The organism is Flavobacterium sp. HBTb2-11-1 (assembly GCF_009826975.1).
Classification (GTDB): domain Bacteria; phylum Bacteroidota; class Bacteroidia; order Flavobacteriales; family Flavobacteriaceae; genus Flavobacterium.
Genome location: NZ_WUMO01000012.1, coordinates 21,050 through 47,996, shown reverse-complemented (window position 1 = coordinate 47,996; position 26,947 = coordinate 21,050). Strand labels below are relative to the sequence as shown.

Genomic DNA, 26,947 nt, shown 5'->3' with positions numbered 1-26,947 from the left:
AAATTACTCTCTTTTTAATAACCTTTTAATAAAATCAATTTTCACAAACTTTCTTTCATTTGTAAAACTTCAAATCAAGAAAAATTGAAAAAAAGAAATGTCGAATTGGTCATTCTTTCAGATGTCCATTTAGGAACTTACGGAAGTCACGCAAAAGAACTAAACAACTATCTTTCAAGCATTAAACCCAAAACATTAGTTTTAAACGGCGATATTATTGATGCTTGGCAGTTTCGTAAATCTTATTTTCCAAAAGCACATTTAAGAGTTATTCAGCGCATTATCGGAATGGCTTCTAAAGGAACAAAAGTGTATTATATTACTGGAAATCACGATGAAATACTTCGAAAATTCAGTGATATGAATATGGGAAATTTTGCTCTAGTCGATAAATTGGTTTTAGAATTAGATGATAAAAAAGCCTGGATTTTTCACGGAGATGTTTTTGACGCTTCTGTTCAGCATTCTAAATGGATTGCAAAACTGGGCGGATTAGGTTATGATTATCTCATTTTAATGAATCGTTTTGCGAACTGGTGTCTGGCAAAATTAGGCCGCGAACCTTATTCGTTTTCTAAAAAAATAAAAGCTAGCGTTAAGAAAGCCGTAAAATTCATCTCAGATTTTGAAACAACCGCAACCGATCTGGCTATAGAAAAAAACTACGATTATGTTATTTGCGGCCACATTCATGAACCAAAAATCATGACAAAAGAGAATAAGCATGGTTCTACTTTATATCTAAATTCAGGCGATTGGGTAGAAAATCTAACTGCTTTAGAATATCATAAAAAACGATGGAAACTGTATTCTTATAAAGCCAGCAATTTTGCAGAAGAAGAGAATCTTTTAGAAATGGAAGATCTTCTTAGTTCTCAGCTAATTTCATCCATAATCCTAAAATAAGCACCTTATAAACAGATTTTTAAGAATTTTAACACGCCAAAATCTTAAAAATGTAAATTATATAACAATTTTCAAAAATATTATACGTTTTGTATCTGACTGTAATAATACATTTGAAAAAAAATTAATTTACCATTTTTATGAAAAAGATACTATTATCTGCCATTATGCTTCTTGGTTTAGCATTTACGGCTCAATCACAAGAAATTTCGAAACACGCTTTAGGATTACGTCTGGGTGACAATAACGGATTTGGGGGAGAAATATCATACCAATTAGGACTGAATCAAAAAAACAGACTTGAATTTGATTTAGGATGGAGAAACAGCAGTGATGTAGACGCAATAAAAGGAGTTGCTCTTTACCAATGGGTTTGGAACATCGACGGTGGTTTTAACTGGTACGCTGGTGTCGGAGGGGGACTAGCTGCTTGGGATCATGATTATTACAACAACAACTACAGATACAGCGACAGCGGAACTTATGTTTTTGCAGCTGGAGATATCGGTATAGAATATAGATTTAAAGAAGTGCCTCTTACTTTATCATTAGACGCAAGACCAGAAATCGGTTCAGGATATTATGACGATGATAATTTTGGATTTGACGTTGGTTTAGGTGTCAAATTTAGATTCTAAAATAAAATTAAAAAATAATTGTAAGAAGAAGCCTGTCGTTTAAAAGCGACAGGCTTTTTTTATGTTTCAAAGAAAATTTAAAAAGGACTCCGACTTCATTCAGCCCGACAACTAATATTTCAGGTTTCACGTTTTGCAGGTTTCATGCTTCATGTTCAAATCTAACATTTCAAATTTCAAATTTTACGTTTCACATTTCTCATTCCACCTTTTCCAATCAATTACTTGATAATAATCTCTTTTTTAGAATGGATTTTTACAACCGTATAAGGATATGAAATCACCTGCATGGTCATGGCGTCTTTTGCAGGACTGTATTCTTTTACTGTTATAATGATATTTTTATCGGTTTCTTCAACCTTTTCAACATCGATTGTATAACCTCCAGTGTTTTTCTCACCCATATTCAGAATGACATAATTATAGTCTTGGACATCAGGATCTTTCATTTTATGCGCTAAATTCGGATCGTTTTCAAGCATTTTGATTTCATTTGGCTCGGTTAGAATTTCAAAAAATTTAATATTTCCACCACCATCAGATTGTTTCGTCAAAACCTCATACAACGATGCATTCGAACTTTCAACTTTCTTCACTCCGCACGAAATCAAAACAAAAACCGCTAAAACAGAAATTACTTTTTTCATTTGTATTCTTTTAAATTAGTGCTTCTCCAACTTGTAGTCATCAACCGCTTTCTGATATAAAGCTTCATATTTAGGCAATATGTTTTTAATATCAAATTTTCTCGCCACTTCTAATGCGTTTGCTTTAAATTGACTTAAAACAGCATCATCTTTTAAAATCTTCAATGCATTTTGTGCCATTTCTTCAACATTCCCAACGTTGCTTAAGTAGCCCGAAAAACCATCATAATTCACTTCAGGCAAACCACCAGAATTACTGGAAATTACTGGAACTCCGCATGCCATCGCTTCCAATGCCGCCAAACCAAAACTTTCAGTTTCTGAAGGCAGTAAAAACAAATCGGTCATACATAAGATCTTATCAATTTCGTGACTATTTCCAAAGAAAATCACTTTATCCAAAATCCCAAGTTCCTGACATAAAATTTCTGCTTTTTCTTTTTCAGGCCCATCACCAACCATCATCAATTTAGCTGGAATTTCTTTCTGAACGTTATAAAAAATCTTAATGATATCCGGAATGCGTTTTACTTTTCTAAAGTTACTAATATGCGTGATAATACGCTCATTCTCATTAGCCATTACATAACGGTGGCAAGGCGCATTCGGATCTTTCTTTACTTTATCCAGCTCAATAAAGTTCGGAATCACTTTAATTTTATTCTTGATCTTAAACAATTTCAAAGTATCATCTTTCAGACTCTGCGAAACCGAAGTCACATAATCAGATTTATTGATACTGAACGTTACTGCAGGTTTATAAAAAGGATGATTCCCGACAAGCGTAATATCGGTTCCATGAAGCGTTGTAATCATCGGAAGATTAATTCCTTCATTTTTCAGCATCTGTTTTGCCATATATCCTGCATAAGCGTGTGGGATAGCATAATGCACATGTAGAAGCTCTATTTTGTACAATTTCACCATATCTACCAATTTGCTCGATAGCGCTAATTCATAAGGCTGATAGTGAAACAAAGGATATTCCGGAACATTTACCTCATGGTAGTGAACATTCGGATTTAAAAGTGCCAATCTAACTGGCTGGCTATATGTAATAAAATGTATTTCGTGTCCTCTTCTGGCTAATTCGAGACCTAACTCTGTGGCTACTACACCACTACCTCCAAAAGTAGGATAACAGACTATTGCTATTTTCATGGATTAAATTTAATTCTACGAAAATACTCAAAAATAGCGTTTCATTAACCGTTTAAATTGTTAGATTTTTGACAAAATTAGATTAATTCTAGTTAATAACTATTTTCAGAAAAAGCAGCTTTTTCCAACTTGTCAAAGTTTGAAACATTGACAAAGTTCAACAACAAACATAATACTGGAATAAGCCTGACAGGTTTTTAAAACCTGTCAGGTTTCAGAATCTAAACTTGAAACCTGAAACTTTAAACAACAAAAAAAAGACACAAAATCTACATTTCATGCCTTTTAAATATTTTAATATTTCTTAGAAAAATCTGCTATGCCAGCTGTCGGCCGCTGGAACTTCCCAAGCTTCATTAAATTCTTCGATATTGGTAACCAAATTATTAAATACGATTGTATTAGCCGTTACCGCTTTATCTTTAACCATTTTCTTGAAATCAATTAATGGTTTATGTGCAATATGCTCTCCAAGTTTAAAAGTGACATTCATTTTATCTAATAAATCAACGTCATATTTCTTTTCTAAACTTTGGATAAACTCAACCGAACTATCTATAGAACATCCTGTTGCAGCTTGAACATCTTGATTCACAGCTAAGATTATAAATCTGTTGTATTTCAACAAATAAGAAGCCTCAAGACTTGTGCCATGGGCTGCCCATTGTTCTACAAAAGCTTTTAAATCGGTTTCTATTTCAGAAAACTCTTCCTCAGAAAATTTTCTGTTAGACTGGTAAATCCAAACTCTAGATTCACCTGGTAAATTTTCAAAAGGTATATACATTTTTAATTTTAGATTTTAGAATGTTGATTTTAGATCTTTAAGATTTGCTTAGAATCTTAGTAATTTAGAACCTCAAATCAAAGATCTTGTGCATTCGCTATTAATTCAGCGATATCCAGAACTTTCACCTGATCTTCTTTTTCTTTATTTTTAATTCCATCTGTCAACATAGTATTGCAGAACGGACAGCCTGCCGCGATAATATCAGGCTGTGTTTCTAAAGCATCTTCTGTACGAAGAACATTTACTTCTTTGTTTCCAGGTTCAGCATCTTTAAACATTTGTGCTCCTCCTGCTCCACAGCATAATCCGTTTGCTTTAGAACGCTTCATTTCGACCAATTCAACGTCTAATTTCTGAATTAAATCTCTTGGCGCTTCGTAAACTTTATTTGCTCTTCCTAAATAACAAGGATCATGGAAAGTAATTTTTTTTCCTTTAAACTGTCCGCCTTCTACAGTTAATCTTCCATCATCAATTAATGACTTCAAAAATTCAGTATGATGAATAACTTCATAGTTTCCACCTAATTCTGGATATTCATTTTTTAAAGTATTAAAACAATGCGGACAAGCTGTAACAATTTTTTTTGCTTCATAAGCATTCAGGACCTCGATATTCATCATAGCCTGCATTTGAAACAAAAATTCATTCCCAGCTCTCTTTGCAGGATCGCCAGTACAACTCTCTTCTGTACCTAAAACTGCAAAAGAAACATTCGTACGATTCAAAATTCGCACGAACGCTTTAGTAATTTTTTTTGCTCTATCATCAAAACTTCCTGCGCAACCTACCCAAAACAAAACCTCCGGCTGTTTTCCTTCGGCAAGCATTTCTGCCATTGTTGGCACTACTAAACTTTCTGACATTTCTCTCACTTTTGTTTAATCGGTTAATTGTTGAAAAGCAAACTTACAATTCTAAAAAAACCGAAATATTATTTTAAAATCGATTAAACGGTTAAACAACTAACCGATTAAACCATAAATTTTAATTCTCGTTTTTCCAATTTAAACGGTCTTGCTGGCTGTATTGCCATGGAGCGCCGTTATTTTCAATATTAGTCATCATGGCATTTAATGACATCGGGGCAGCACTTTGTTCCATAACCAAATAACGACGCATATCCATAATAATAGACAATGGACTAATATTTACAGGACATTCTTCAACACAAGCATTACAAGACGTACAAGCCCATAATTCTTCTGGTGTGATATAATCGTTTAAAAGTGTTTTATTGTCTGGAACAAAAACACCTTTATTGGCATCGATATTTTTTCCAACTTCTGTCAAACGATCTCTTGTATCCATCATGATTTTACGAGGAGACAATTTTTTACCTGTTTGATTTGCTGGACAAGAAGAAGTACAACGTCCGCATTCTGTACAAGTATAAGCATTCAACAGCTGAACCCAATTTAAATCCTGAACATCACTTGCGCCAAATTTAGCCGGATGTGCATTTTCATCAGCCGGAGCAGCCGCAAACGGATCAGCATTTGGATCCATCATTAATTTCACCTCTTTTGTAACCGAAGCTAAATTATCAAATTGTCCTTCTGGTTTTAAATTCGCAAAATACGTATTTGGGAATGCCAAAAGAATGTGCAAATGTTTTGAAAAGTATAAATAGTTCATAAAAACTAAAATACCAGCAATATGCAACCACCAGAAAACTTCAAACAACAGCCCAACCACTTCATTAGAAGTTCCGTTAAAAATAGGTGCTATAAGTTGGCTTATTGGATAACTTCCTGCTTTATGAAAATGAGAATATCCCCCAGGCACATTTTGCAGGTGATAATCTGAAGCATTCATCAACAAGAACAAAATCATTAAAACAGTTTCAAAATACAAAATGTAATTTGCATCACTTTTTGGAAATCCTGTTAAATCAGAATGTATAAAACGCTTTAATCGAATAAAGTTTCTTCTTAGCCAAAAAACCGTAACAGAAAAAATTACAAGTATGGCTAATATTTCAAAAGAGGCAATTAGAACATCATAAACTACACCTAAATAAGGCGCAAAAATCCTATGAGTTCCAAATAATCCATCAATGATGATTTCGAGTAATTCGATATTAATGATAATGAAACCTGCATACACTATAATATGAAGGATTCCTGCAACAGGGCGTCTCACCATTTTTGACTGCCCTAGAGCAATCAATGCCATGTTTTTCCAACGAGCTTTAGGATTATCTTTTCGATCTACATCGACTCCCAGATTAATATTTCGGATGATTTTTTTTACGCTCGCTGCAAAAAAACCGAAACCTGCTATAAGAAGTACTGCGAATAAAATATTATCTAAATAACTCATTTATAATTATTTTTTATCGGTTGAGTTTGTTTCTTCAGTTGGTGCTACGTATGGTTTATTTTTCTTTCCAAAGAGAGAAACGTTTACGTAACGGGTTGGATAAAGGCGAAGATCTTGCAATAACAATTCAAGTTCTTTTGAAGTTTTAGTCAGGTTGTTATACAATGCCTCATCATTAAGTATTTTACCTGCTGTTCCTTTTCCTGAATTCAAGTTAGCCATTAAAACATCTACTCTAGCTAAAGTCTGGTTCAGGTTACGAACCGTTTTTCCTAAGTCTGCTTTGTTTAATGAGTCTGAAATTTTATTGAAATTGCTAGACATTTTATTGAAGTTCGACACTACTCCATTAATCTGTCCTTTATTAGTATCTAAAATACTGTTTAGACTTCCTGAAGCTTTATGAAACTGTGACATTGTCTGACTTAGTTCAGCAATTGTTTTCTTTAGATTTTCTTGAGTGTTTTTGTCTAAAGTATTATTCAATCCTGTAACCAGATTATCAATATTCACAAGCATTTTATCAAGCTTCTGCTGAATTGGCTCAATTTTTCCTCCTAATGATTCTGTTAATCCCAGCTCAACGGAAGAAGTTAATTTCTGCCCATCTTCCGCTAATTCCTTATCAGCAAAATTTGGAATGATTTTAATTTGCTTCCCTCCAATCAAACTTGGAGTATAAATTGCAGCTGTACTTGTTTTAGAAATTGGGAAATCTGTCTTAAGCTGAAGTTCAACCAATAATTTACCTGTAACTTCATCAATTGTAATTTTATTTACTTTACCAATCGCGAGTCCGTTAAGCGTTACTGGCGCTGATGGTGATAAATCTTCAACATTATCATATTCAGCATATAATATTGTATAATTAGTAAAAAGATCTCTTCCCTTTAAAAAACTATATCCCCAGATAAATAGTAGAATGGATGCGATGACTAAAATAGCCGTTTTAATTTCTCTTGTTAGTTTCAAAATTCTAAGTGTTTGTACAAAATTAATATAAATATTCGAACTTACGCTTATTATTTAATCGCGTCCTGAATACTGATTTTTTCGCCATCTTTAGTTGCCACTAAAAACGCTGCGCCATATCCTTTACTTTTAGCTTCTTGCAGATATTTCTGCGCGGTTTCGTAACTTGGAGTTTCTTCGTAGAAATACTTATAAATATTATTTTCGTATATCATCGTTACATTTTTAAGTCCTTTAAAGTTTTTAGGCTCTAAAGGTGTTTTTTTGATGCTTGCGATAAGCTGCACCTTAAAAAAAGTTCCTTTCGGAGTATTTTTTGCTACGGCAACTGGAGCAGTTGTCTTTGGTTTTGCCTTACTTGAAGTATCTTTTATGGGCCGACTATCCTCTGACTCAGTTCCTGAACCAAAGTATTCTCTTTTATAACTTAAAATAGCTTCTGCAATTGCTCTTGCAATATCATCTTGCCCTTCTTCTGAATTCAGAATATTTCCTTCTGTTGGATTAGAAACAAATCCTGTTTCAACCAAAACCCTAGGCATATACGCTTTATGAAGCACCATAAAAGGCGCTTGTTTCACACCTCCATGACGAAGTTTTTTTCCTAGTTTTTCAAAGTTCTCTTCAATTTTAGTAGCTAGGGTAATACTATTATCCAAATATTCTTCCTGCATCAAAGTCATACCAATCATAGATTCTGGAGAATTTGGATCGTAACCCTCGTATTTACGCTTATAATCTTTCTCTAGCGTAATTACGGAGTTCTCTTTTTTTGCAGCCTCCAAGTTTGATGCTACTTTACTTAAACCCATTACGTAAGTTTCAGTTCCGTCTGCCGCAGTATTTTTATTAGCGTTACAGTGAATTGAGACGAAAATATTTGAATTTGCTCTGTTGGCTATATTGGCTCTTTCGACCAAATCAACAAAAACATCTGTTTTACGAGTATAGATTACATTAACATTTGGATTAAGCTCTAAAATCTTCCCCACTTTCAAAACAATAGCTAAAGCAATATTTTTTTCGATTCGTCCGCTGTAGACAGCTCCAAAGTCATGATCTCCATGTCCAGCGTCAAGTGTCACTTTAAATACATTTGACTGACTATGAGCACAAAAAGACGATATCGTTAGAAATAAAGTAAATATTACTTTAAATTTGTTAATTCTATTCATAAATCTAAAAGTTAATTTTAATAAAACGCAGCTGTTATAATTTTTAGAATTGATTATTTTTGCCAAAAAATTATATGTAAGTTTGACGTGTCAAAAAACAAGCCATAATTTTACAAAAATAGCATTTAAACCTTTGCATACAAACTTATTTAATATCGTTTTAATATCATTTTTCCTAACTATAGGTTGTGGTAATTTATATTCGCAAGAAATAAAAAACAAAAAAAAGCCTTTACCTGCTGTAAAACAATCAGATAAAGAAACTACTGCGATTACAGACACCATCAAACTAGATACTGTTAAGCCAAAAAAGACTTTTTTGGATGGAAAAGTGAGATATAAAGCCAAAGATTATGCTAAAATCGATCAGAAAAAAAAGCTGATCACTTTATATAATGAAGCTGAATTATACTATAAAGATGTAGAATTAAAATCGGGTATAATTGTACTTAATTATGAAAAAGATGAAGTTTATGCAGGAAGGATTAAAGATTCTGCTGGCGTTTTAACGCAATATCCAAATTTCAAACAAGGTCCGAGTGAAGTACAGCCAGATTCGATCCGATTTAATTTTAAAACCAAAAAAGCCTTAATCTACAATTCTAGAACAGAACAAGGCGAGTTTAAAATTAAGGCTGCGGTTACTAAAAAAGAAAACGATTCGGTTTACTTTTTGAAAGGTGCTCGTTTTACCACTTCAACAGACGTAGACCATCCTGAGTACTATTTCCAGACTAGTAAAGTAAAATTTATACCTGGAAAAAAAGTAATTACCGGTTTGACCAATATGGTAATTGCTGACGTTCCAACTCCTCTAGCATTGCCTTTTGCCTATTTCCCAATGAGTCAGGAAAAGAGCGTTTCGGGTATTATTATTCCAAGTTACAACGATTCTAACACAAGAGGTTTTTCATTGCAGAACGGAGGTTATTATTTCGCTCTTAGCGATAATTATGACTTAACCGTACTTGGAGATTATTACACCAACGGAAGTTATGCCATGCGATTTGAATCTGCGTATGCCAAACGATATAAGTACAGAGGAAATGTCAACATTCGTTTTGAGAATCTAATCAACAGTGAACGTGGTTATCCTGATTACTCAAAACAGAGCATTTACAATATTCAGTGGTCGCATTCTAAAGACACAAAATCAAATCCGAATTCTACTTTCTCTGCTTCTGTCAACATGGGTAGCAGTAAGTACTTCAAACAATCTATCAACCAAGCCAACATTGGATCGAACTTAAACAACACCTTAAGTTCTTCGATTTCATACAATAAAACTTTTAATACAATTCCTGGTTCACGTATTTCATTATCTGCAACACACAGCCAGAATACTCAAACAGAAGATATTATTATGACGCTTCCGTCTTTGCAGGGAAGTATTGATCGTATCTATCCGTTTGTTGGGAAAAATGGCATAAAAAAGGGATTAATTAAAAACATTAACTTACAATATAACGTAAGCGGTAAAAACTACTTCAAAACAAAAGATTCGTTGTTTTTCAAACCTCAAATGTTTAATGATGCACAGTTAGGATTACAGCAAACTATACCATTGAGCACTAACTTTAAGATTTTTAAATATTTTAGTGCTGGAGCTTCTACAACTTATCAAGAAACATGGGTTAATAAAACCATCCAAAAAGTTTACGACCCTACGGCAGGACAAACTATTAATAAAACTGTAAATGGTTTTGATGCTTTTAGAACTTATAACTTCAGCACCAATTTAGGAACTACTATTTATGGAACTTTTAATTTTGGAGCTGATAAAAAAATCCAATCTATTCGACACGTCATGCGTCCGAGCATAACATATGCTTATACGCCAAGTTTTGAGAAATATTACGACACCTATGCTGTAGATGCTTCTGGAAGGATTACTTCTGAATACACAAGATTTGAGAACGGATTATACGGAGCTCCAGGAAAAGAGAATTCTAACATTGTTGGTTTTGCTTTGAGCAATACTTTTGAGGCTAAAGTAAGAGACCGCGACAGTACAAAAACAGAGCCTAAAAAAATAATGCTGCTAAACAACTTAAACTTCAGTACGAGCTACAATTTCAATGCTGACGGAAAAACAACATTTGGATGGCAACCTGTATTAGTTAGTGGTGGAACTCAGTTTTTTGACAATAAAATGAATATGAATTTTGGTGCAACATTAGATCCTTATGCGATTGATAATGGAGGGAACAAAATTGACAAATTTAATATTGACAATGGGGGAAGTTTATTTAGAATGACAAGCGCAAACGTAACTGTAAACTATTCATTCTCAAATAAAGGAACTGGAAAAGAAAAAGACAAAAATACGCAGAGCCAACGGAACGGTGGACGTAGCGATGATTTGTTTGGTACGAATACAGACTTAAATGACAGCCGTAACAGCCAATTTGCCAATGAACCTGAAAAAGAAGATGTGATAACAGAATTCTTTAATTCTAAAGTTCCGTGGGATATGACACTTGCCTATTCGTTAACCTATTCAAACGTAAAACGAGAAAACACTATTTCTGGAAACTCAATCATGGTTTCTATCAATACCGACCTTACACCTAAATGGAAAGCGGGAGTTTCAACAGGTTACGATTTTGTACAAAAAGGAGTTACCTTTACACAATTCCGTTTTGAAAGAGACTTGTTAAGCTGGAGAATGGCCTTTAACTGGCAGCCTTTAGGAACAAATTCTAACTGGAACTTCTTCATCGGAATTAAATCTGGTATGCTTAGCGATATCAAATGGAACAAACGTAGCGTTTCTAACAGATAAACTACTTTCGAATCAAAATAATTTCATTATGAAAAAAATCATTTTTACCGAGAAAGCTCCGGCTCCAATCGGACCTTATAATCAAGCTGTATTATCTGGAAACACGCTTTATGCTTCTGGACAGATTGCAATCAATCCTGAGTCAGGAGAATTGGTTACAGACAACATTAATGACGAAACTACTCAAGTCATGAAAAACATCGCGGCTATTCTTGAAGCAGCAAACATGACTTTTGAAAACGTTGTTAAGTCAACAATTTTTATCATGGACATGAATAACTTTGGAGCAATAAATACCGTTTACGGATCTTATTTTAACGAAAAAACCGCTCCAGCTCGTGAAACGGTTCAAGTGGCTTGTCTGCCAAAAAATGTTAATGTAGAAATCTCTATAATTGCAGTGCAATAGCATCTAATAGTAATTGTGCCGTTGCTTCATTAGTTGCCAGCGGCACATTATGCACATCGCAAACACGAATCAGCATATTGATATCTGCTTCATGCGGATGACTTGACAAAGGATCTTTAAAAAAGAACACCATCTGCGTAATTCCTTCCGCGACTCTTCCTGCAATTTGCGCATCGCCACCAAGAGGCCCAGAAAGCATTCTCTGAGTTTTAAATCCAGCAGCTTCCGCTTTCCCTCCCGTAGTACCAGTACCAATCAGTCTTATTTTTTCATTGTGTAAAACAGCCTCATTTTTGATTAAGAAATCAATTAAATCTGCTTTTTTTCCATCATGAGCAATAATGGCAATTTCCATAAAACCAGAACTATTGATTAGCGACATGGTAAGCAATTAATCCATCAATAGGTCTTCTTAAAACATTCCCCAATTGAAGTTCATATTTGTTAAATGTCTCTTGTAATTCGTCTTTCAAATAAAACGCAATAGATCCAACAAAATGCACTGGAACTTCTTTGCAGTTATCAAATTGCTTGATGTAATTTTTAACGAAAGACTTCATTCCTTTGAAAATGATTTTTCTGCAGAACTCTGTGTCTTTATGCTTAATCAAGAATTTAGCGTAAGTTGCTAAATAAGCATTTGGGTTTGGTTCTTTATATAATTTATTTTTAATAAAATCTGGATCAACGTCGTACTCTTTTTCAAGTTCAACAGCCAATTCTTTAGGCATTTTATTAAAATAGTATTTTCTAATTAATTCTTTTCCAAAAACATTACCACTACAATCATCCATAACAATGTATCCTAATGATTGTACTTTTTGATGCAATGTTTTTCCATCAAAATAACTGCAGTTTGATCCTGTCCCTAAGATGCAAACAATAGCTTCTTCTCCTTTTGGAGTTGTTGCATAAACTGCAGCATAGGTATCTTCTTGAACATCTACAATTGCGTTAGAAAAATATTCTTGAAAAATTCTTTTCAACCACTCTTTCATTCTATCTGTACCACAACCGGCACCATAAAAGAATAAATGCGTAGCATTTTTTTTATTTTGTAAGATATCAAAACGGTCATTTAATCTTTCAATGATTTCTGGCTCGTCTAGAATTTCAGGATTTAATCCTAAAGTTTGTGTTGTGAATAATACTTTTCCATTATCATCTATCGCAATCCAATCGGCTTTAGTAGATCCACTGTCAACTATTAATTTCATTTGTTTAGTTTTTTGGAATTAGGTTTTTCTATTTTTAATCTAAAAGTGTATTTTTTACATTAATTATAGAAGTAACAAAATAAGAAAATCCCGTTATTGTAAAGTAACGGGATTTTGCAAAAATATATATTATTATTTTAAACCTGCAATATGTACAGATAAATCAATTAATTTGCTTGAGTATCCGTACTCATTGTCATACCAAGATACTAATTTGAAGAAAGTAGAGTTTAATCCGATTCCTGCACCAGCATCAACGATTGAAGTTCTTTTATCTGAGATAAAATCTTGAGATACAACTGCATCTTCAGTGTATCCTAAGATACCTTTCATTTCATTTTCAGAAGCTTTTTTCAATACAGCTAAGATTTCTTCGTAAGTAGTTTCTTTAGCCACTTTTACAGTTAAATCAACTACAGAAACGTCAGCAGTAGGAACACGGAAAGACATTCCAGTTAATTTTCCATTCAAAGATGGAATAACTTTTCCAACCGCTTTAGCAGCACCTGTTGAAGAAGGAATGATGTTGATTGCAGCAGCACGTCCACCTCTCCAGTCTTTTCTAGAAGGTCCGTCAGCTGTCATTTGAGTTGAAGTAGTTGCGTGAACAGTTGTCATTAAACCTTCAACGATTTCGAAATTATCGTGGATAACTTTAGCTAAAGGAGCTAAACAGTTTGTAGTACAAGAAGCGTTAGAAACAACTAAATCAGAAGCTTTTGCAGTTTCGTGGTTCACTCCCATTACAAACATTGGAGCATCAGCAGAAGGAGCAGAAATGATTACTTTTTTAGCTCCACCTTTTAAGTGCTCACTTGCAGTTTCGATAGTAGTGAATATACCAGTACATTCAGCAACAACATCTACATCAACTTCGTTCCATTTTAAGTCAGCAGGATTTCTTTCTGCAGAGATACGGATATTTCTTCCGTTTACATATAATTTTCCTTCTTTAACTTCTACAGTTCCGTTGAAACGACCGTGAACTGAATCATATTTTAATAAATAAGCTAAGTGATCTACGTCTAACAAGTCGTTGATTGCAACAACTTCTACATTATCTCTATTGAAAGACTCTCTAAAAACGATTCTTCCGATACGTCCAAATCCGTTTATTCCTAATTTTACTTTTGACATTTTACTAAATTTTTTGCTTTTGTTTTTATTACACTATTTCAAAGTCTAATTTCCTCACAATAAACTTCTTTTCTTTTTTAAACTTTTTATATTGATTATGTAGACATTATGTCTGACACTCTTAATAATTCTCTATCAATTTCTGATTTTCCTTTGATAGCTTGCTCAAGTGGAGTCAAAACCACTTTATCTTCACGAAGTCCAACCATGTAATTAGATTTTCCTTCAATTAAAGATTCTACTGCTTTTACTCCTAAACGGCTTGCTAAAACACGGTCAAAACAAGATGGAGAACCTCCACGCTGCATGTGTCCTAAAACAGAAACTCTTACGTCGTATTCAGGAAGGTTAGCTTCAACATAATCTTTTAATTCGAATACGTTTTTACCTATTTTATCTCCCTCAGCAATAACTACTATACTTGATGATTTTCCTGATGCTTTACTTTTTTGAAGTGAATCTAAAAGACGATCTAAACCTAGATCTTCCTCAGGAATAAGGATTTCTTCTGCTCCTGCACCAATACCTGCATTAAGAGCAATATGACCAGCGTCTCTACCCATAACCTCTACAAAGAAAAGACGGTTATGCGAACTCGCTGTGTCTCTAATTTTATCGATACAGTCTACAACAGTATTTAAAGCCGTGTCATACCCTAAAGTAAAACTTGTACCATAAATATCATTATCAATTGTACCTGGAATTCCCATTACTGGGAAACCAAATTCTGAATTAAAAATTAATCCTCCGGTAAAACTTCCGTCACCACCAATAACAACCAAAGCATCAACACCAGCCTTAACAAGATTCTCGTGTGCTTTCTTTCTACCTTCAGGGGTTCTAAACTCAACTGAACGAGCCGATTTTAAGATCGTTCCACCTTTGTTTACAATATTATTTACGCTACGTGGTCCCATCTCTTTGAAGTCACCTTCAATCATTCCCTGGTACCCTCTATAAATTCCGATGCATTCTATATTATGATATGCGCAAGTTCGAACAACTGATCGTATTGCAGCATTCATTCCAGGTGAATCTCCTCCTGAGGTAAGAACACCTACTTTTTTTATTGTTTTTGGCATTATTTAAGTATTAAAGTGTAAAATTAGCAAACATTCAGCACTTTTCGGGTTACGATTATCATAAATTAATAAAATCTGTTAAATTCAAACGTTTTCGTTAATAAGTTTTTTCTAGGAAAAAATTTCATTAAAAATAATAAAACGCTATTTTTTTAATTAAATCGTCAAAATTAACAATACCCTAATGAAGTGTTATAAAAATCAGAATTTCCCCCTCACACGGAAAATTTTAAAAGAGCGCCTAAATTTAGCACAAAAAAAACCATTATGAGAATAATGGTTTTATAAAAGGCTATTTTTAACAAAGTGTTAATAATCGTTGTCAGGAATTAATCCTTGATTATTGTTTGGTGTATGCTCCTGTTCTTTTTTCTTCTTTTCTTCTTCTTTTTTCTTTTTCTCTTCCTCCTCTTTTGCTTTTTTCTTGTTTTTATCTGAATCTTTCTTGCTTGAGAAATTCATATACTCAGGAAGATATGAATCTTGAAGATCATCATGTGAAGAATTTTTTACAGCTTTTTCAATTTTATGGTTCTTAAACAGCTTGTTTACGAGCTCGCTGAAAGTATCAAAATCTACTTCATACGAAATACCGACACCTTGCGTATACCCAATCCCTTGTCCTATATAATTAATGTCGTTTTCTTTATTAAATAAACGAAGGTTCATTGTTCCATCTTCATTTACACGATACAAGATTTCAATATCTCCAACAATGGCAGATTCATTTACACCTCCAACTGGAACTCCTAATTTTCCATTGATGGTAATTCTTTCATTAATCTGGGAGGATATATTAGCTACAAACTGACCGTCAACCTCCTGCCCTGTTCTTCTATCTGCAGCGATATAATTTAAGTCGATATTTACTTTATCATTATCCGATTTAATAATGCCACCTAATAAACTTGAAGCGGTTTCTGTCAATGTTCCAGAAAAATCTCCCTGGCTAAATCCGTCGGTACTCATAAACGAACCAGTCGATAACAAATAAAGCGCCTGTGTCTGGCGAATATCTTTATCATCCAGTTTATATTGTATCTCCGATTTTAAAACGTTACTTACCGATGGAAACTGAATATCAAAATTAGGTTCTGGACTCGCCAAATCTCCTCTTAAACCAATAACAACTTCTACAGGCACTTTTTTATTGAATGACGAAGTATTATCTAAAAGAACTGCTGGATTGGCTTGCGTTTTATAAACTGCTTCCAAGTTAAGCTGGGCACGCATTGGGTTTCCTTCCCATATAATCGAACCACCCTTTTTCACGGTAAACTTTTTATCGATAAGTCCGCCATATTTAAAATTATAAGTTCCTTCATATGCCTGGAAATCCCCCCACATATTAAATTTACCCAACGTATTGATTTTAAACAAAAGCGATCCGTATCCTTTTCCTTTCATACCATGACCCGAATTTCGATCTAGAATAACTTCTACTTCGGCATCTGGAGTAATGTCAAAATCAAACTCCAGTTCAAGTCCGTTATAATCTCTTGTTTTTTCAACAATTCCGTTCTCAAGATTATACTTTTCTTTTGGCGTTACAAAATGGATCCAGCTGCTTTCTCCAACACTTTGCGCATTATTAATCGGAATCTTAACCTCGGTGCCTTTTTCAGATTTTGCATCTACCTTAATAAAAAGACTTTCTACAGGGCCTTTTATACTAGCCGTTCCATTTATAAAAGCTGTTCCGAAATAGGCGGCATCATCACTATCTTTTGTATCTAATGCCACCAAACGTTTAGAACTAATATTTAAATCTAGTTTCCAATCGCCAAAATTATGATGTTCGATACTTCCATTCAGCAAACCTTTCGTACCGTATTTCGTATCCGTTAATTGATTATTTCTAAACAAGAATTTTTCATTAGTCAAATCAATAACCGTTCGATCGCTTAATTCGTAATCGGTATTTAGATACGGAATGGTCATTCCGGCTTTTTCAACATACAAACGTCCATTGATTTCGGGTTTCTTCAAATTTCCGATAACAGCGGCATTTCCAGAAACAGAACCGCGCACATTTGACAGAACATCTCCGCCAATTGTTCCTAAAGTAGCCAAATTAAAGCCTTCCAATTTCAGGCTCATATCCATTATGGTTTCTTTATTCTCTATAGCAAAAGTTCCATTAGCCCTAAACGACTCGGTAAAACCATTCTGAATTGACGAGTTAACCGTGAATTTTCTAAAAGATTCATCTCCAGAAATATCAAAATTAAGCGTACCCAATTCTGTGTTGTTCATTACAAGATGATCAATTTTTATGGATGCCGTGGGCTGATAGACATTTTTATTCTGCTTATAATTGACGTTTCCATTCAAATTACCATTAAATACAAATTTGGAATTTGCAGGCGTAATCTTATTGATGTCAACATCTTCAAAAGTCAGCACCAGATCTTTATAATCTTTTCCTTTTATGACTCCGTTTAAATCAATTTTCTGGCTTTCATGAGACAAAACAATATTATCAAATGTAAAGTTTTTAAAATACTGGTCAATAACAATCTGATTGTCCTTTTCAGCATCTTCGTTTAAGTACCAGATATAATCCTTAAACTTCATTTCAGATTTCTTGATTCCGACAATATTGTTTTTGTTCTTATCAATTGTATGAAACAAATCGAGATTAAAATAATCTTCGCCTTTATCTCCACCTTTAAACTCAGAACGAACAAACAGCGTATCTTTTGCCGTAACATTAATCAAATTAAAATCACGTATCTTATAATAAGGAGTCTTAATACTGTCTAATTCGACATAGGCATTATAAAGCGGATTTTTATTATCAATATTAATGCGGATATTATCAAATGTGTTTTTGTCTGCCGTAATTTTTTTGGATCTGAAACGGAATTTAAACTCCTGCAAATCTGAATCTATTTTTCCTCGTACAACCGTTGAAGAATCAATGTTTATTTCTGGATAAAGCATTTCGACAACTTTATCGTAAACACGGAAATTGAAATTCAGGAATTGCCCTTTTCTAACTTTATAAGGTTTATAATTGGTGTATAAACTACCAACAGAATTCATGACCAATTTGTCTAATTGATCAAATCTAAATTTGCCGACAATTTTTCCGTCTACAACATCATTCGAACTTACTGTAATAGTTCTTAAACGGTCAGCATCAAAACTTGAGTTTAGATTTACTTGGTCAAAAACATAAGTTGTTTTAGGATTCTGATATTCAGCATCATTTATAAAAATATCTCCCTGAAGATTTTCAATAGAATTTCCAGTTAATTGAACCACGACATCTCCTCTAAAATGTGAAATAGAATCGTTTATAAACTTAAGTTTTCTTAAATCTGAGTTTTCAACGTTAATATGAAAATCGTAACGATTTTCTCTTTTGCTCAAATCCAACAAACCATCAAAATTTAAATTTAAATTCGGGTCGTTTATCGCAATTTGTCCTTTATAATAAGGGAGTTTGAAATTTCCGTTTACTACTATATTATTATAGGTATATTTATTGTAATCTAGTTTCGAGATGTCCCCTTTAATAACGGTATTCAAATATTTCTCAGTAAAACCGACTCCGTCTACGTCAAGATTCAAAGTCGTCTTGCCAATATCTTTTCTATTTAAAACCGCGCCTAAATCAAAATTGTTTAAGATAATATTTCCAGAATAAGAAGCCTTATCAATAAAATCCATATTATTCAAATGAAGATCGACTTCTCCATTTCCTACATCTGTGGCAATTTTAAAAGCAGTTTCTAATGCTATCGTTGAAACTTTAGCTTTTCCGACAATATTAAATTTGCCGATTCGCTTCATTTCTTTCGGAAGTCTTTTACCCAAAACTCCTGGAAGCAAAACCACCAAATCATCATAACTAGAAAGGAGTTTGCTAAATTTTCCATCCATAGAAAACTTCTGCTCTTTGCTGCCCAGAAGATTTCTGAAATTGATTGTTCCGTTAATTTTTGATCCATTTGTATCGCTTAGCCTCAATCCTGTAAGCGTCATATTATTCAACGGACCGTCTAATTTGGTTTTCAGTTTAAAGTGTTGATTTTTACCCAAACCATCATAAAAATGACGAATATCATTGGTCGCAATAGAAGACGAATCTATCAAAACATCAAATCGGACTTTGTCTGTAAAATCAAGAAAATCTGATGGTTTATAATTTAAAATGGCTACACCATAAATGGAAGATCTTTTGGTTTTTATAGCCAGATTTTCGACTATAATTTGTTTTTTGGTATAACTAAATTTCCCCGCAAAATTAGAAACATACAAACCGCGATGATCCATAAATGAAAATCGGTGAATGTTTGTATTTACTTCTGGTCCGTACAATTTAAACTCGCTGATGTAAGCGTTTAATTTTGTAAAATCCAGAAATTTAGGAGTTGTTTTATTTTCATCAACGACAGAAAATCTTCCTCTTTCGATATAGGCGTTTTTTGCCGTCAACAAAAAATGCTTTGTTGATTTTTTCTTCGGAGTATCCTTTACCTCAAAAGCTTGAATAAACTTATTGATATTATTCTCGTCTTCGCCTTTATAAGTTTTTAGATTAAAGATTAAACCGGTCAAACGTAAATCGCCAAAAATTAAATCTCCGTCTAAAAGCCTGCTAAAACTGGCAATATCGGTAGTAATGATATCCGAATAAATCATCGTTTTTTTATGATGATCTAAAATTGTCACTTTCTTCAATTTTACTCCACCGAAGATATTGATTGCCGTTTTCTCAACATTAATATTAACCTTATAATCTTCGTTCAATCGATTGGTAACATAATTAGCGATCTGTGTTTGAACCACAGGAAGAGACAGAGTGATAGCGAGTGCTAACAAAAGTAAAATCAACCCAATTAGGGTTCGGGATATTATTTTCTTTACTTTTTTGATAGCTTCTTTAATTTTAGTTTTCTTTTAAATTTATTTTGAACAGACAAAGAACGGCTGTTTTTGATAAAAATTCTTTAATTTTGGGGCACTGCTTAAATCAAAGAGATAAATTCATTTGATTTGTCAAATATAATTCAAAATTTGTGCCTTTATATGCAAAATCCAGAGGTTTTTATTCTAGCCATCGAAAGTTCATGCGATGATACTGCTGCCGCGGTTTTACATAACGACAAAGTATTGTCAAATGTTGTAGCCAATCAATTAATTCATAATCAATACGGAGGTGTTGTTCCCGAATTGGCCTCACGCGCGCACCAGCAGAATATTGTCCCAGTTATAGATGCTGCACTTCGTAAAGCAAATGTACAAAAAGAACAGTTAAGCGCAATCGCATTTACACAAGGGCCAGGATTAATGGGCTCTTTATTGGTAGGGACTTCGTTTAGCAAATCATTATCATTGGCCTTAAATATTCCGTTAATTGCTGTAAATCATATGCATGCTCATATATTGGCTCATTTTATTGACGAAGAAGGCTACGATAAACCTGAGTTCCCATTTTTAGCTTTAACCATTAGCGGAGGACATACTCAGATTGTAAAAGTGAATAGCTTTTTTAATATGGAAATTATCGGAGAAACTACCGATGATGCAGTGGGTGAGGCATTTGATAAAAGCGCCAAAATTCTTGGACTTCCTTATCCTGGGGGGCCTTTGATCGATAAATATGCTAAAGAAGGAAATCCGAAAGCATTTCCTTTTACCAAACCAAAAGTTCCAGGATTAGATTTTAGTTTCTCTGGGTTAAAAACTGCTATTTTATATTTCATTCAAAAGAACAAACAGCAGAATCCAAATTTTATTGAAGAAAACCTAAATGATATTTGCGCTTCTATTCAGCATACCATTATCGAAATTCTGATGGATAAAATTAAATTGGCTGTAAAAGAAACTGGAATCACACAAATCGCTATTGGCGGTGGGGTTTCAGCTAATTCAGGAATCAGAAATACCTTGAAGGAAGCGGAAGGCAAATATGGCTGGAAAACTTTTATTCCGAAATTTGAATATACAACAGATAATGCTGCAATGATTGGAATTGTAGGATACCAAAAATACTTATCTAATCGTTTTGAAACTTCTGCTGTGGTTTCTAAAGCCAGAATCGAATTTTAAATCATGCAGTTATTTTTTAATCCAAATATAGACGAGACAACTCAAAGTTTTTCTTTTGATAAAGAAGAAAGCCGTCATATTATAAAAGTTCTTAGAAAAAAAGACGGAGATATTCTGCACGTTACAAATGGCTCAGGATTATTGTTTGAAACGCAAATTACATTGGCTTCAGACAATAAATGTATGGTTGAAGTTCTTTCGATAAAAAATGCCGAGAAACCAAAATTTCACTTGCATTTGGCTGTTGCGCCAACTAAAATGAATGATCGCTTTGAATGGTTTCTGGAAAAAGCTACCGAAATTGGAATTCAGGAAATAACTCCGATCTTCTGTGATCGTTCTGAACGAAAAGTAATTAATCGTGATCGTTTTGAAAAAATCATTCTTTCGGCAATGAAACAATGCAACGAAACGTTTCTTCCAAAATTGAATGAAGCTATTTCGTTTAAAGAATTCATTAAACAACAGCAAAATGGCCTTCAATTAATTGCACATTGTGAAGAAACAGATAAAAAGTCACTAAAAGAAGTTTTAAAACCAAATCAAGATGTTACGATTTTAATTGGTCCAGAAGGTGATTTTTCTGAAAAAGAAATTGCTTTGGCATTAGAAAACAATTACAAACCTGTAACTTTAGGAAACACGCGCTTGAGAACAGAAACAGCTGCTGTTGTGGCTTGTCATAGTGTTGTTTTTTTTAATGAAGTTCCTAATTAAACACAATCTTGTCATTTCGACGAAGGAGAAATCTTCGTTAGTAACTCCGCACAGAAAATCACCAATCTTTGGCGAGCTACTTGTGGAGATTTCTCCTTCGTCGAAATGACAAATAGTACGATAAAGCCTTATAATTAAAAAATTATATGAAAAAAATATTTTACTTATTATTACTTTTTTCAATCTCTTCTTTTTCACAAGAAATTGCTTTGCTTAAATACAGCGGCGGCGGCGATTGGTATGCAAACCCAACTTCTTTGCCTAACTTGATCAGTTTTTGCAATGCCAATATTAACACACGCATCAAAAGCAAACCTTCGACAGTAGAACCAAGCAATCCAGATTTGTTTTCGTATCCGTTTGTGCATATGACGGGGCACGGAAATGTTGTTTTTAGCGATAGTGATGTAACCAATTTGAGAAATTATCTAACGGCTGGAGGTTTTCTGCATATCGATGATAACTACGGAATGGATCAGTTTATTCGAAAAGAAATCAAAAAGATATTTCCAAATAATAATTTAGTAGAACTTCCAGCAAATCATCCAATTTTTCAGAAACCTTTTCCTTTTCCAAACGGATTGCCAAAAATTCACGAGCATGACGGAACACGTCCTCAGGCATTTGGAATTTTTATCGACAATAAACTGGTTTTACTCTATACTTACGAATGTGATTTGGGAGATGGATGGGAAGATGCCGAAGTCCATAACGATCCTGCAAACGTAAGAGACAAAGCCCTTAAAATGGGAGCCAACATCATTAATTATATTTTTACCAATTAAATTCTAGAAAGTGCAGCTGACTCACGAAGAAAATCAATTTGAACGAAAAACGTTTCCCATAACTTTGATATGCGATCATATTTACTTTCAGCAGAATATTGGTTCTTTGTTCCGAATTTCTGAGGCTTTCGGAGTTGAAAATATTGTCTTTTTCGGAAAAGATATTCCGCTTACACCTCGTAAAATCAATAAGACTTCTCGTAGCACGCATCTTCATGTGCCTCATTCTGTAATTGAAAATTTCGACGAGCTTCACTCCTATTTGACTGATCATAGTTTTGAAATTATTGCCTTAGAAATTACTTCAAACAGCAAACCTTTAAAAGAAGTTATGATTCCCTTCGACAAAAAAATTGCCCTTTTGATTGGAAGTGAAATCAACGGAATCTCAGAAGAACTTCTAAAAATCTCTCACCAAATTGTGCATATTAATATGTTTGGCAAAAACAGCAGCATGAATGTGGTGCAGGCTGCTAGCATAGCGCTTTACGAAATTACTTCTTTGTAAAAATAGAATTCTGAAAAGCTTCTTTGAATTTTAACAGAAATTTAAAATTAAAATTATCGTTAAATAACAGATAATGACGATAAAATACATTTTTAAAATCACAAAGAAAGAAAATACTGCATAATTTTTTAGCTCCATTTTTTGTAGGAATCCCTGTTTGTAAGGGATCATAAAATTTCTCACAAAATTTCTTTTCTAATATTTTGCGAAAAAGGTATTTTGTTATAAAATTGCCGCATTATTCAACTAATCAACATTTTTATAACAAAAAACCCAATTTATTATGAAAAAAGTTATTATTACCACATTTGCAGCATTACTGCTGTTTGCTTGTCAAAATGAACACTCTGATTCTGCTAATGCAGATGTGAGCGTTGCTTCAAGAAGAAGCTGTGCAACACAAGAAGTTTTAGAAGCTCAATTGAAAGCTGATCCAACATTGGCAATTAGAATGAATGAGATCGAAACTTTTACTGCACAACACGCAGGTTCAAATTTTACTGGCCGTTTGGTAAATGGTAAAATCGAAATTCCAGTTGTAGTGAATGTTCTATACAGAACTTCAGCTGAAAATATTTCGGATGCACAAATCCAATCTCAAATTGACGTTTTAAACAAAGATTTTAATGCTTTAAACTCAGATTACAATGATGTGCCAGCATTATTTTCAGGTGTAAAAGCAAACGTCGGAATTACATTTGTATTAGATCAGATTATCAGAAAATCTACTACTAAAACTTCTTGGGGAACAAGAGATGCAATGAAAAAAACAAATCAAGGCGGAATTGCTCCTACTTCTCCAACGACAAAATTAAACATGTGGTCATGTGTTATTGGCGGTGGAATTTTAGGTTATGCACAATTCCCTGGTGGTTCTTCTGCAACTGACGGAGTGGTAATTGACCCTAAATACTTCGGATTATCTGGTTCTGCAAACGCTCCATATAACTTAGGAAGAACAGCTACACACGAAGTGGGTCACTGGATGAACTTACGCCACATTTGGGGAGATGCAACTTGCGGAAGCGATCTTGTTGCAGATACTCCTACTCATAACACAGCAAACTACGGAGTACCTGTTTACCCACACTATAGCACTTGCTCTGGTACACCTGTAGAAATGACAATGAACTATATGGATTATGTAGATGATGAAGCTATGTACATGTTCTCAACAGGTCAAAAAAATAGAATTGCTGCTATTTTTACAACTGGAGGTGCTAGAGCTTCTTTTGCACAACCATAATATAAAAAAGAACTTAATTAAAGGCGAGATGTATTCATCTCGCTTTTTTTGTTTACCTCTAAATTTTAGAATGCTTTTTCCTATATTTATAGTCTAAATTTTAAGCATGATCACATCAAAAACTATTTCAAACGGAATATTAAGAGCTTTAGCAACAATCGTACTAATTGGCATCGTTTTATATTTTTTATATGAGATTCAGACAGTTATTGTTTATTTATGCATTTCGTTACTATTGTGCCTAATAGCCAATCCGATGGTCTTGTTTTTAAAGAACAAATTAAAATTCAGCAATTCATTGGCGGCTACAACGACAATTATCTTTTTTATTTTTCTGATTGTGGGCTTTATTTTGTTGTTTGTTCCTTTAATTATTTCTCAAGCAAATAATCTAGCCCTTCTAGATACAGCGCATCTTCAGACTAAATTTATGGAAACAGAAACCCATCTTGAAGAATACTTTAATATTCAGCATATTGACTTAAATAAAATTATAAAAGATTCTAAGCTTACATCATTCTTAGATTTCAGCTACTTCACTGGTTTTATAAATTCGATTATCAATTTTATGGCCGATATGGGAATGGGATTGGTATCTGTATTTTTTATTACTTTCTTTTTCATTAAAGATCAGGAAATTTTTAAAGATCAGGCAAGAAGAATCCTTCCTGATTCAAATGAAGATAAAATTTTGAATTCAATCACAAAAATTAATCACTTATTAACCCGATATTTTATTGGTCTCTTGCTACAATTAATTGTTGTATTTATTCTTTATCTTGTCGTATTGCTAATCTTCGGAAATAAAAATGCTTTTGTAATTGCCTTCTTATGTGCAATCCTAAACATAATTCCTTATTTAGGACCAATTATCGGAACGACTTTAGCAGCAATTTTAACAATGATAAGTATGATTGGTCAAGATTTTCAATCAGAAATTCTTCCAACAACCATTTACGTCGTTATTGGCTTTTTATTGGTACAGGCAATTGACAACAATATTAGCCAACCGATAATTTCGTCAAAAAGCGTAAATTCGCATCCGTTAGAAATATTCTTAGTCATTTTAATCAGCGGTATTACGTTTGGAATTGTAGGTATGATTATCGCAATACCAGCCTTTACCATGATAAAAGTAATTTTAAAAGAATTTTTTCCTGACAATAAAGTTGTGTCTGTATTAACCGAAAAAATTTAGCATTGAATACTTCTATTTTGCATCCAGAAATTCAAGAATTTATAATTCAAAATACGGGTGCAGATATAACAAAATTGGCGTTGCAGAAAAATCCATTCCCAGAAGTGGATTGGATTTTAATTTTAAATCAAATTGAGGCCCGAACAAAAGCTAAGGAAAAACTTCCGACTTGGTTTGATTCTAAAAACATCATTTATCCAAGCAAGATTTCTGTAGAACAGACTTCTTCAGAAAAAACTGCAGCTTACAAAGCTTCTTTAATAGCTGGAGAATCTCTTATTGATTTAACTGGCGGTTTTGGTGTTGACGATTATTATTTTTTGAAGAAATTTAAGTCGCTTATACATTGTGAAATAAATGAAGAATTATCCGAAATCGTATCGCACAATTTTAAACAGCTGCAAGTTGAAAATTGCCTATTTCATGCTGGCGATTCAATTCATTTATTAGAAGAAACCAATCAAAAGTTTGACTGGATTTATATTGATCCTTCACGAAGAAACGACAGCAAAGGTAAAGTTTTCATGCTGAAAGACTGTTTGCCAAATGTTCCTGAACTGCTTGATTTTTATTTCGAAAAATCAGATTCTATTTTAATCAAGACTGCGCCTTTACTGGATATTTCTGCCGGATTATCAGAATTAAAAAATGTAAAGAACATTCACATCATTGCTCTAGAAAACGAAGTTAAAGAACTGCTCTTTGAAATTCACAAAGGATATTTTGGCGAAATAACTTTAAAAACTGCCAACATTTTAAAAGAAAAAACAGAAACTTTTGAGTTTGTTTTAGGCAAAGAAACAATATCGTTTTCTTATGGTTTGCCTCAGCAATATCTCTACGAACCCAATGCCGCAATCATGAAATCGGGCGGTTTTGACGAAGTCAGCGCAATTTTTAATATCAATAAACTACACAAACATTCGCATTTATATACTTCAGAAAATCTAATTGATTTTCCGGGAAGAAAATTTGAGGTTCAAAAGGTCATTCCGTACAATAAAACTGAAATGAAAAATGAATTAGCCAACACTCAGGCTAATATCACTACTCGCAATTTTCCTGAAACGGTTGAAAACATCCGAAAAAAGTGGAAAATAAAAAATGGCGGTAATTTGTATTGTTTTTTTACAACAGATGTAAAAGATAACAAAATAGTTTTAATTTGCACCAAAATAATCTAACG

At 33.5% G+C, this 26,947-nt stretch carries 23 protein-coding genes; 11 read left to right on the top strand and 12 right to left on the bottom strand.

Annotation, left to right across the window (positions count from 1 at the left end; genetic code table 11):
* Window positions 1-84: 84 nt before the first annotated feature.
* Entirely contained in the window at window positions 85-906 is an 822-nt protein-coding gene (locus GR162_RS20625; RefSeq protein ID WP_160783664.1) for a UDP-2,3-diacylglucosamine diphosphatase, read from the top strand.
* Between the two features lie 140 nt (window positions 907-1,046).
* Window positions 1,047-1,544 carry a hypothetical protein gene (locus tag GR162_RS20620; RefSeq protein WP_160783663.1) on the top strand — a complete coding sequence of 166 codons (498 nt, stop codon included), beginning with the start codon at window positions 1,047-1,049 and terminating at the stop codon, window positions 1,542-1,544.
* 221 nt (window positions 1,545-1,765) lie between these two features.
* Here GR162_RS20620 and GR162_RS20615 read toward each other — a convergent pair whose 3' ends face one another.
* The 7 genes from GR162_RS20615 to GR162_RS20585 form a co-directional block, all read right to left on the bottom strand.
* Window positions 1,766-2,191 (bottom strand): protease complex subunit PrcB family protein, encoded by a 426-nt coding sequence (locus GR162_RS20615; protein WP_160783662.1) that lies wholly within the window; start codon window positions 2,189-2,191, stop codon window positions 1,766-1,768.
* A gap of 15 nt (window positions 2,192-2,206) precedes the next feature.
* On the bottom strand, window positions 2,207-3,352 hold the full coding sequence (gene bshA, locus GR162_RS20610; protein ID WP_008468834.1) for an N-acetyl-alpha-D-glucosaminyl L-malate synthase BshA: 1,146 nt from the start codon (window positions 3,350-3,352) through the stop codon (window positions 2,207-2,209).
* A gap of 304 nt (window positions 3,353-3,656) precedes the next feature.
* Window positions 3,657-4,139: an ABC transporter ATPase gene (locus tag GR162_RS20605; protein ID WP_111365999.1), complete on the bottom strand. Its 483-nt coding sequence runs from the start codon at window positions 4,137-4,139 to the stop codon at window positions 3,657-3,659.
* A 77-nt stretch (window positions 4,140-4,216) separates the two neighbouring features.
* Window positions 4,217-5,008, bottom strand: a complete 792-nt coding sequence (locus GR162_RS20600; protein ID WP_160783661.1) for a (Fe-S)-binding protein — start codon at window positions 5,006-5,008, stop codon at window positions 4,217-4,219.
* Window positions 5,009-5,129: 121 nt separating this feature from the next.
* Window positions 5,130-6,467, bottom strand: a complete 1,338-nt coding sequence (locus tag GR162_RS20595) for a (Fe-S)-binding protein (protein ID WP_160783660.1) — start codon at window positions 6,465-6,467, stop codon at window positions 5,130-5,132.
* A gap of 6 nt (window positions 6,468-6,473) precedes the next feature.
* Window positions 6,474-7,439 carry an MlaD family protein gene (locus tag GR162_RS20590; protein ID WP_160783659.1) on the bottom strand — a complete coding sequence of 322 codons (966 nt, stop codon included), beginning with the start codon at window positions 7,437-7,439 and terminating at the stop codon, window positions 6,474-6,476.
* Window positions 7,440-7,489: 50 nt separating this feature from the next.
* Window positions 7,490-8,614: an N-acetylmuramoyl-L-alanine amidase gene (locus tag GR162_RS20585; protein ID WP_160783658.1), complete on the bottom strand. Its 1,125-nt coding sequence runs from the start codon at window positions 8,612-8,614 to the stop codon at window positions 7,490-7,492.
* A gap of 82 nt (window positions 8,615-8,696) precedes the next feature.
* Here GR162_RS20585 and GR162_RS20580 point away from each other — a divergent pair, with 82 nt between their 5' ends.
* Together GR162_RS20580 and GR162_RS20575 are read left to right on the top strand one after the other, a co-directional pair.
* Window positions 8,697-11,399: a putative LPS assembly protein LptD gene (locus tag GR162_RS20580; RefSeq protein ID WP_202393977.1), complete on the top strand. Its 2,703-nt coding sequence runs from the start codon at window positions 8,697-8,699 to the stop codon at window positions 11,397-11,399.
* A 28-nt stretch (window positions 11,400-11,427) separates the two neighbouring features.
* Window positions 11,428-11,808 carry a RidA family protein gene (locus GR162_RS20575; protein ID WP_160783656.1) on the top strand — a complete coding sequence of 127 codons (381 nt, stop codon included), beginning with the start codon at window positions 11,428-11,430 and terminating at the stop codon, window positions 11,806-11,808.
* On the opposite strand, the gene GR162_RS20570 is transcribed toward GR162_RS20575, so the two are convergent.
* From GR162_RS20570 to GR162_RS20550, 5 genes are all read right to left on the bottom strand, one after another.
* Entirely contained in the window at window positions 11,789-12,163 is a 375-nt protein-coding gene (locus GR162_RS20570; RefSeq protein ID WP_053470300.1) for a methylglyoxal synthase, read from the bottom strand. The genes GR162_RS20575 and GR162_RS20570 overlap by 20 nt on opposite strands.
* A gap of 10 nt (window positions 12,164-12,173) precedes the next feature.
* Entirely contained in the window at window positions 12,174-13,025 is an 852-nt protein-coding gene (locus GR162_RS20565) for an N-acetylglucosamine kinase-like protein (RefSeq protein ID WP_008468817.1), read from the bottom strand.
* A gap of 132 nt (window positions 13,026-13,157) precedes the next feature.
* Window positions 13,158-14,162 (bottom strand): type I glyceraldehyde-3-phosphate dehydrogenase, encoded by a 1,005-nt coding sequence (gap, locus tag GR162_RS20560; protein ID WP_008468814.1) that lies wholly within the window; start codon window positions 14,160-14,162, stop codon window positions 13,158-13,160.
* Window positions 14,163-14,257: 95 nt separating this feature from the next.
* Window positions 14,258-15,244: a 6-phosphofructokinase gene (gene pfkA, locus GR162_RS20555; RefSeq protein WP_008468812.1), complete on the bottom strand. Its 987-nt coding sequence runs from the start codon at window positions 15,242-15,244 to the stop codon at window positions 14,258-14,260.
* 309 nt (window positions 15,245-15,553) lie between these two features.
* Entirely contained in the window at window positions 15,554-20,089 is a 4,536-nt protein-coding gene (locus GR162_RS20550) for a translocation/assembly module TamB domain-containing protein (RefSeq protein ID WP_160783655.1), read from the bottom strand.
* A gap of 195 nt (window positions 20,090-20,284) precedes the next feature.
* Here GR162_RS20550 and tsaD point away from each other — a divergent pair, with 195 nt between their 5' ends.
* The 7 genes from tsaD (at window position 20,285) to GR162_RS20515 (ending at window position 26,945) form a co-directional block, all read left to right on the top strand.
* Entirely contained in the window at window positions 20,285-21,307 is a 1,023-nt protein-coding gene (gene tsaD, locus GR162_RS20545) for a tRNA (adenosine(37)-N6)-threonylcarbamoyltransferase complex transferase subunit TsaD (RefSeq protein WP_160783654.1), read from the top strand.
* A gap of 3 nt (window positions 21,308-21,310) precedes the next feature.
* Window positions 21,311-22,024 (top strand): 16S rRNA (uracil(1498)-N(3))-methyltransferase, encoded by a 714-nt coding sequence (locus GR162_RS20540; RefSeq protein WP_160783653.1) that lies wholly within the window; start codon window positions 21,311-21,313, stop codon window positions 22,022-22,024.
* Window positions 22,025-22,170: 146 nt separating this feature from the next.
* On the top strand, window positions 22,171-22,809 hold the full coding sequence (locus tag GR162_RS20535) for a DUF4159 domain-containing protein (RefSeq protein WP_160783652.1): 639 nt from the start codon (window positions 22,171-22,173) through the stop codon (window positions 22,807-22,809).
* Window positions 22,810-22,819: 10 nt separating this feature from the next.
* Entirely contained in the window at window positions 22,820-23,317 is a 498-nt protein-coding gene (locus GR162_RS20530; protein ID WP_160783651.1) for a TrmH family RNA methyltransferase, read from the top strand.
* Window positions 23,318-23,600: 283 nt separating this feature from the next.
* Entirely contained in the window at window positions 23,601-24,563 is a 963-nt protein-coding gene (locus tag GR162_RS20525) for a zinc metalloprotease (RefSeq protein ID WP_160783650.1), read from the top strand.
* A gap of 106 nt (window positions 24,564-24,669) precedes the next feature.
* Window positions 24,670-25,761 (top strand): AI-2E family transporter, encoded by a 1,092-nt coding sequence (locus GR162_RS20520; protein WP_160783649.1) that lies wholly within the window; start codon window positions 24,670-24,672, stop codon window positions 25,759-25,761.
* Between the two features lie 2 nt (window positions 25,762-25,763).
* Complete coding sequence (locus GR162_RS20515; RefSeq protein WP_160783648.1) at window positions 25,764-26,945, top strand: class I SAM-dependent methyltransferase; 1,182 nt, start codon at window positions 25,764-25,766, stop codon at window positions 26,943-26,945.
* The last annotated feature ends 2 nt before the right edge of the window (window positions 26,946-26,947 follow it).

Coding starts and splice junctions, on each gene's coding strand:
- GR162_RS20570 (WP_053470300.1), bottom strand. CDS start 12,163: ATGGAAATTGCCATTATTGCTCATGATGGAAAAAAAGCAGATTTAATT.
- GR162_RS20575 (WP_160783656.1), top strand. CDS start 11,428: ATGAAAAAAATCATTTTTACCGAGAAAGCTCCGGCTCCAATCGGACCT.
- GR162_RS20615 (WP_160783662.1), bottom strand. CDS start 2,191: ATGAAAAAAGTAATTTCTGTTTTAGCGGTTTTTGTTTTGATTTCGTGC.
- GR162_RS20620 (WP_160783663.1), top strand. CDS start 1,047: ATGAAAAAGATACTATTATCTGCCATTATGCTTCTTGGTTTAGCATTT.
- GR162_RS20535 (WP_160783652.1), top strand. CDS start 22,171: ATGAAAAAAATATTTTACTTATTATTACTTTTTTCAATCTCTTCTTTT.
- pfkA (WP_008468812.1), bottom strand. CDS start 15,244: ATGCCAAAAACAATAAAAAAAGTAGGTGTTCTTACCTCAGGAGGAGAT.
- GR162_RS20565 (WP_008468817.1), bottom strand. CDS start 13,025: ATGAAATTAATAGTTGACAGTGGATCTACTAAAGCCGATTGGATTGCG.
- GR162_RS20540 (WP_160783653.1), top strand. CDS start 21,311: ATGCAGTTATTTTTTAATCCAAATATAGACGAGACAACTCAAAGTTTT.
- GR162_RS20605 (WP_111365999.1), bottom strand. CDS start 4,139: ATGTATATACCTTTTGAAAATTTACCAGGTGAATCTAGAGTTTGGATT.
- GR162_RS20595 (WP_160783660.1), bottom strand. CDS start 6,467: ATGAGTTATTTAGATAATATTTTATTCGCAGTACTTCTTATAGCAGGT.
- GR162_RS20600 (WP_160783661.1), bottom strand. CDS start 5,008: ATGTCAGAAAGTTTAGTAGTGCCAACAATGGCAGAAATGCTTGCCGAA.
- GR162_RS20525 (WP_160783650.1), top strand. CDS start 23,601: ATGAAAAAAGTTATTATTACCACATTTGCAGCATTACTGCTGTTTGCT.
- gap (WP_008468814.1), bottom strand. CDS start 14,162: ATGTCAAAAGTAAAATTAGGAATAAACGGATTTGGACGTATCGGAAGA.
- bshA (WP_008468834.1), bottom strand. CDS start 3,352: ATGAAAATAGCAATAGTCTGTTATCCTACTTTTGGAGGTAGTGGTGTA.
- GR162_RS20585 (WP_160783658.1), bottom strand. CDS start 8,614: ATGAATAGAATTAACAAATTTAAAGTAATATTTACTTTATTTCTAACG.
- tsaD (WP_160783654.1), top strand. CDS start 20,285: ATGCAAAATCCAGAGGTTTTTATTCTAGCCATCGAAAGTTCATGCGAT.
- GR162_RS20520 (WP_160783649.1), top strand. CDS start 24,670: ATGATCACATCAAAAACTATTTCAAACGGAATATTAAGAGCTTTAGCA.